At 56.2% G+C, this 6,000-nt stretch carries 11 protein-coding genes and 1 CRISPR repeat array (1 of these 12 running past the window's edge); all 11 genes read left to right on the top strand.

Annotation, left to right across the window (positions count from 1 at the left end):
• Positions 1–319 precede the first annotated feature (319 nt).
• The 11 genes from JCM15764_RS18405 (at position 320) to JCM15764_RS18355 (ending at position 5,597) form a co-directional block, all read left to right on the top strand.
• Positions 320–514, top strand: a complete 195-nt coding sequence (locus JCM15764_RS18405; RefSeq protein WP_243689392.1) for a hypothetical protein — start codon at positions 320–322, stop codon at positions 512–514.
• A gap of 11 nt (positions 515–525) precedes the next feature.
• A complete protein-coding gene (locus JCM15764_RS18400; RefSeq protein ID WP_054698296.1) occupies positions 526–927 on the top strand; it encodes a response regulator in 402 nt (133 codons plus the stop codon).
• A gap of 21 nt (positions 928–948) precedes the next feature.
• On the top strand, positions 949–1,182 hold the full coding sequence (locus JCM15764_RS18395; protein ID WP_054698293.1) for a hypothetical protein: 234 nt from the start codon (positions 949–951) through the stop codon (positions 1,180–1,182).
• A 90-nt stretch (positions 1,183–1,272) separates the two neighbouring features.
• Positions 1,273–2,361 (top strand): cytochrome c3 family protein, encoded by a 1,089-nt coding sequence (locus JCM15764_RS18390; RefSeq protein WP_243689391.1) that lies wholly within the window; start codon positions 1,273–1,275, stop codon positions 2,359–2,361.
• 273 nt (positions 2,362–2,634) lie between these two features.
• On the top strand, positions 2,635–3,006 hold the full coding sequence (locus JCM15764_RS30270; RefSeq protein WP_279384549.1) for a cytochrome b/b6 domain-containing protein: 372 nt from the start codon (positions 2,635–2,637) through the stop codon (positions 3,004–3,006).
• Positions 3,007–3,042: 36 nt separating this feature from the next.
• Positions 3,043–3,483, top strand: coding sequence for a hypothetical protein (locus JCM15764_RS18380; RefSeq protein WP_054698291.1), 441 nt, complete (start codon positions 3,043–3,045; stop codon positions 3,481–3,483).
• A gap of 211 nt (positions 3,484–3,694) precedes the next feature.
• Positions 3,695–3,937 (top strand): CopG family ribbon-helix-helix protein, encoded by a 243-nt coding sequence (locus tag JCM15764_RS18375; protein ID WP_054698289.1) that lies wholly within the window; start codon positions 3,695–3,697, stop codon positions 3,935–3,937.
• On the top strand, positions 3,922–4,257 hold the full coding sequence (locus JCM15764_RS18370; protein ID WP_054698287.1) for a type II toxin-antitoxin system PemK/MazF family toxin: 336 nt from the start codon (positions 3,922–3,924) through the stop codon (positions 4,255–4,257). Before JCM15764_RS18375 ends, JCM15764_RS18370 begins: the two co-directional genes overlap by 16 nt.
• A gap of 151 nt (positions 4,258–4,408) precedes the next feature.
• A complete protein-coding gene (locus tag JCM15764_RS25090; protein WP_243689390.1) occupies positions 4,409–4,594 on the top strand; it encodes a hypothetical protein in 186 nt (61 codons plus the stop codon).
• Positions 4,595–4,938: 344 nt separating this feature from the next.
• Positions 4,939–5,256, top strand: coding sequence for a ribbon-helix-helix protein, CopG family (locus JCM15764_RS18360; RefSeq protein WP_054698283.1), 318 nt, complete (start codon positions 4,939–4,941; stop codon positions 5,254–5,256).
• On the top strand, positions 5,253–5,597 hold the full coding sequence (locus JCM15764_RS18355; protein WP_243689389.1) for a type II toxin-antitoxin system PemK/MazF family toxin: 345 nt from the start codon (positions 5,253–5,255) through the stop codon (positions 5,595–5,597). The genes JCM15764_RS18360 and JCM15764_RS18355 overlap by 4 nt, the downstream gene beginning before the upstream one ends.
• A 74-nt stretch (positions 5,598–5,671) precedes the next feature.
• A CRISPR array of direct repeats spans positions 5,672–6,000; the repeat unit is 29 nt; unit sequence CGGTTCATCCCCGCGTGTGCGGGGAACAT (it continues 736 nt past the right edge of the window).

Below are 6,000 nucleotides of genomic sequence, written 5' to 3'. Positions count from 1 at the left end.
ACTCCTAGCAGGGATCGTTCCTGGATAACGGGAATTTCCCATAATGCAGGAATGGTCTAACCAATTGATAACACGATACATTCATCAAAACCTTCGTTAGATTCAATCCATCCGCAGGAATTGTCCTGATTACTCTCGCCGCCCCACCATCGCTATAACCACCTGAAGTTACACGCTACTACGTAAAAAATTAATTTGAATTAATTGTGGCATTACCGTTGCTCTACCTTGGTTGAGACCAACGCAACTCACGAAAGGAGAGCGTCATGAAAAATCCAGCCGAAAACAGCAAAACCTGGAAAATCGCCAGCGCCTGATAGTGGGGCTGATTGCAACCGGCACCCTGCTCGTGGCGGGGGTGGCAAATATGCCCGCCGATAGCGGGATGCTGGGCAATCTCTTCATCTTCTTCATCGGCGCCATCATTGCCCTGCAGCTGGTGCCGGGGCTGATGCTCTTCGGCGCCATGGCCAAGGGTGTCTACAACGCGCTGCGCAAGGAAAAAGAACTCTGAAGGAGAAGACCATGAACGAGCGGGAAATCCTCATAGCCGACAGGGACAATGAATTCCGTAACCAGATCGCTGAGTATTTCCGACAGGCGGGTTACCAGGTAGAAACAACCGATTCCGCTATCCATGCCTTCTGCAGCATCGTTGAAAAGCACATCCCCGTAATTCTTCTTGGAGATGATTTCGATGGCAAACTCGCTTCTGCCGACCTGATTCCTCTCCTGAAAAAATGCAACCGGCAGCTGGCCATAATTGTCGTTTCCGACGAAATGCCCCTGTCGGTTGCCAGGAAAATCAGGCAAGAGGGCATTTTTTATCACGCCTTTAAACCAGCCGCTCCAGCCGACCGGGAAGAGCTGCACCAGGCAGTCAGTTGCGCCCTGAAGAAAAACTTTGCCAAGAACCGGATCGATTAAATTTCCAGGGAGGAACAGACCATGAGACTAAAAGCTGAAATCATTGGGGTAGTTGCAGGAACAGCCACCTCCACTTTCGCGGCAGGAGAGCCAAGGGAGGACGGCAGCGGCCTGGCTGTCATCATCTTTCTTGCTTTCTGCGCCCTGATTGTTGTCGGCCAGCTGCTGCCCATCTTCCGCACCCGCATCAGCCAGAGAAGAGCGCAACTGGCTGCAAAAGAGGCCGTCACCGGTGACAATGGAGAGAATCGATGACCCCCCTGCTCACCTACGTTCGCTTCCCCCCTATGGAATAGGGGGGACAGAGGGGGTATGGAAACTAACTATTTTGTGAGGAGGTAAACCGTGAAAGATATAGAAATTGCACCCTTGAATATCTTGCTTACACTTGCCGGCCTTGTTTTCTGTGCCGTGGCCACCAGTGCCGGCGCCGAGAGTTTTTCCTATGGCAGCACGGACGGCAAAAGCGGCAACTGCCTGGTCTGCCATGAAAATAGCAAAACCATCGGCGCACGCTATGTCATCGATCACGAGCAGTACAGCCACACCAGTCACGCCAGGATCGGCTGTGTCGCCTGCCACGACACGGTTTCACCAAAACATCCGGCCGACGGCATCGCCTCGAAAAGATCGGACTGCAGCCAATGCCACGGTGACACGGCCGGGGAATATGCCCGCAGCAAGCACGCCGCCAAGGCCTCCTGCCGAGACTGCCACACCCCCCACCGGGTCAGCGCCCCCCAGGAGATATCCGGCCAGGAAATGAACAGGATGTGCGCCGGCTGCCACAATCGGGAAAGCATGGAAGCCCGGCATGCAACATGGCTGCCCCAGGCAGATCTGCACCTGGGCATGCTCCCTTGCGTCACATGCCACACCGCTTCTGAGAACTACCTGATCACCCTCCATGTCATAAAGAGGGATGGGGACAACCGCTATGGCGAGTTCAGGCCGGCCACATTCCCAGAGCTGAACAAGCTGGCAGGAGGAAAGGATATTCGCTCGCTGGTCGACACCAACGGCGATACATATATTTCCCTGGCGGAACTGCGGCTGTTCAACGAAAAGCAGGATCAGAGGCTGTTCAGGCTCCAGGGGGTGATGGTTCCCGAGAAGGTGACCCATGACTTTCAGACCCTGGATAATCGCTGGGACTGCACCTTCTGCCACGCATCAGGTCCACGGGCCATGCAGAGGAGCACCCTGGCACTGCCGGAGAAAAACGGCACCTTCACCCGCCTTGACGTGGAAAAGGGAGCCGTCCTCGAGGCGCTGGGAAGCACACCGGATTTCTATATGACTGGAGCCACCCGCAACGGGACTTTGGACAGGATCGGCCTGGCAATCATCGCCGGAGCTGGTAATGCCGGTGGGGCACGGCTTCCTGCGATTTCTGACACGAAAAAACAGAAAAGAAAGGAGTCATCGCCATGAGTGAAAAGAGGATGATCTACCTGCAGCCGACCCCGGTACGCATATGGCACTGGCTCAATGCCCTGGGCATCGTCACCCTCTGCGTAACCGGCGTTCAGATTCGCTTTCCCGAATTTATGGCCATCTTCGGCAGCTACAAGACGGCATCATGCTCCATAATACCGCCGGCATCGTCGTCTCCCTCTCCTTCTCCCTCTGGTTTTTCTACTACAAACTATCGGGGAAGCTGGCGAAGATCTATGTGCCAATCCCGACGAGCTCAAATACGGGCTGGTGCGCCAGGCATTCTTCTATTTCTTCAGGTACTTCCGCGGCGATCCCAGCCCCCATCACGCCACGCCGGACAACAAGTTCAACCCCATGCAGAAGTCGGCCTACCTGGCCATCATGTTCGTGCTCATGCCGCTGGTGGCCCTGACCGGCATTCTGCTCATGAACGTAACGCCGCTGCGCGAGCTGGTGCTGTTAAGCGGCGGCCTGAAGATCCTCGTCGCCGTCCATTTCCTGCTCGCCTGCTCCCTGTGCGCCTTCCTCTTCACCCATATTTACCTGGCGACCCTGGGGCACACCCCCATGGCATACATAAAGCCCATGTGGAGCGGCTGGGAAGAGACCGAAGGGGATGAGGCCGAGGGTCACCATTAAACGATAATCCTTTATAGACCGGGAAAGGAGGATGCCATGACCATCCATATAACCAACATGAAACAGGAGAAAAATCTGCCGACCATCGCCGCTCCGTCCCACCGTGGATTGTGGGGAATGATCCTCTTTCTCGGCATAAGCCTCTGCGCGCTGACTGTACGGGATGCACAGCTTCTCGACGCCCTGCCGGAAACGGTGCGGACGCTTCTGGGGGATAGCCCGCCACCGATACTGATCCACCTTGCCCTGGGAGCCTCCACCATTTCGGCGCTGATCCTCATCCTGGGCAGGATCACCGGCCACACCCGGCCAGACTACAACTGGATCAACATTGCCCTGCCGGTCCTCTTTTACCCCCTCTATCTCGTAGTGGAAACCGGCCGCAGCAGCTTTATCTCAGTCATGGCGGTGGGGCTGACCCTGCTGTTGCTGGAACATCTGACCGTGCGACATTGTGCAAGAAAGCCAGCAGATTGACGCGCTAGGAAAAAAAGCACCCTTTCCGGATGAAAACTAAGGGTGGACAGACGGGCGGCTGATCGAAGCAGGTTGTAGATCAGCCGCCTTCCTTTTCACGCGCCGGTGTAGTGAGACCTTGGGTGAGCGCTCGGCGGCGAAATATGTTTTCCTGGAGCTTGACGACATAAATAGTATGACATATTATCATACCAACCCGAAGGAGGCTTTTATGGCAAAGGCAAAGCTGGCTGTCACATTTGATGAAGAAACTCTCGCTGAGGTCGATCTTCTGGTCAAACAGCGCCTGTTCCCCAACCGCAGTCGCGTCATCGAAGAAGCGGTGGTGGAAAAACTCGCCCGAATGAAACACAACCGCCTGGCCAGGGAATGCGCCCTGCTGGACCCGATTCAGGAAAAGGCCATAGCCGAAGAAGGAATGGGGGAGGAGATCGACCAATGGCCAGAATACTGAGAGGCGACATCCGCTGGGCCGATCTGAACCCGGTGCGGGGCAACGAACAGGCCGGTATGAGACCAGTACTCATACTCAGCCATGATGTCTTCAACTCCCGCTCCGGCACGGTCATTGCCGTTGCCATCACCAGTCAGCCTCAACGGGCTGGTTTCCCCCTCACCCTGAAACTTGCCTCACCTGCCCTGCCCAAACAATCCTGGGTCAAGATCAGCCAGATCCGCACCCTCTCCGTGGAACGGATCGGCAAGAAAATCGCCGAAGCCAGCCCGGAAGAGACAAACCAGGTGGTGGAAGGATTGAACGAGATCGTCGGGTAACCCCCCGTAGGGGCGGCCCCATGTGGCCGCCCAGTTTTTCAATAGTCCCGTGTTTCGTAGGGCGATCCTTGCGATCGCCCGGTTTTTCAATAGGCAACACCCAAAGGCGGGCGAACACAAGGTTCGCCCCTACCGACATGGCGACGATGCCGTGGAAATATCACAGTATTCATCCCCATGTGTCCGGGCTACATACGGCATGATCGAGCCGGCCACCAACCAGCAGCTTTATTCTCTCCGCGTCACCGGCAGCGCCCGCGCCATCACTTGCCTATTGAAAGGGCCGACCATTGTGCTCGTCAGCCTGCACGTCCAGCACGACAAGGCATACCGTTAGGGGCACCTGGGTAAGGCTACGCCCCACTTACACCCGCCGCCACGTTGTTTCAATCCTCGGATCGCCTTAAAACGCCTGTACAAATCCGCCCCAACGAATTATCCCGTGTCCGTAGGGGCGATCCTTGTGATCGCCCGGTTTTTCAATAGCAATCAGATCAGGGCGAACACAAGGTTCGGCAAAACCCAAAGGCGGGCGAACATAAGTTCGCCCCTACCGGATGTCAGTTTCGGCAGGATGTTAAGGACAAACTGCGGTTCATCCCCGCGTAACCTGGCAAATATTGACAGGCAAAACAAATTGGGATACAGAATGTATTACATAACAGAATACAGGAGTAACTTATGCCCGCATTGAGCCTGCGCCTGCCCGAAGATCTTGATCATCGACTGAATGAAGAAGCTAATCGGGAGGGCCTGCCCAGATCAGAAGTAGCCCGCCAGGCCATATCCGAGTACATTACCCGCCGTGAAAAAGAACGTTTCATGGCCGAACTGGTGGCCGAAGCCAGCGCTGGCTATGCAAACGAGGCCATCCGCAACGAATCCATCAAAATCACCGAAGAATTCCTTCCACTGGACAACGAGGCCCTCGATATCGCCGAAGGTCGCAAGCCTGGTGAACCCTGCCCCGAGGAAACAAGCGAGCGGTGGTGGAAATGAAGCGGCGCGGCGAGATATGGACAGCCAACCTCAACCCCGGACGCGGTCGTGAAATCGACAAAATAAGGCCTGTTCTGGTCATCCAGGATAACGCCCTTACGGCAAGAGGCACGCCGATGGTGGTTATTCTGCCACTTACCACACAAGTTTACCCATCCTTCAAACTCTGGCGCATCATGATCGAGCCGCGAGACCGGCTGCTCAAGCCTTGCCAGGTCGTCGTCGACCAGCCAAGAGCCCTCGATCTAGACCGTTTCGGCGATGGCCCTTTGACCAGCCTCACCCCAGAAGAAATGGCAACGGTGGAGAAGAGCCTCAAGGGAGTGCTGGGGCTGCTTTAACATCTGGGCGATTTATGGTCGGCAGTGGCGCCCCGCTGGGGTTCAATCCTCGCCCGCCTTTACAGACGGGATTTCGGTTCATCCCCGCGTGTGCGGGGAACATTGGACGAACCGGGCCAGCCAGACCTATGACTACGGTTCATCCCCGCGTGTGCGGGGAACATCAGATAAGCGGCAGATTGGCAATAAGATCCTGCGGTTCATCCCCGCGTGTGCGGGGAACATATCTTCGTCTGTCCATCGGAGGCTCATAGCATCGGTTCATCCCCGCGTGTGCGGGGAACATCGCTTTTCTTCCAGCCGCGCCAGGCGTAAAAACGGTTCATCCCCGCGTGTGCGGGGAACATCCGATTGCCTGGCCGCCTGCCATCCAGTTGCCCGGTTCATCCCCGCGTGTGCGGGG

This window comes from Geotalea toluenoxydans JCM 15764 (assembly GCF_001311985.1).
Lineage (GTDB): Bacteria > Desulfobacterota > Desulfuromonadia > Geobacterales > Geobacteraceae > Geotalea > Geotalea toluenoxydans.
The sequence above is the reverse complement of the archived record's forward strand: the minus strand, read 5'-3'. Positions and strand labels throughout refer to the sequence as shown.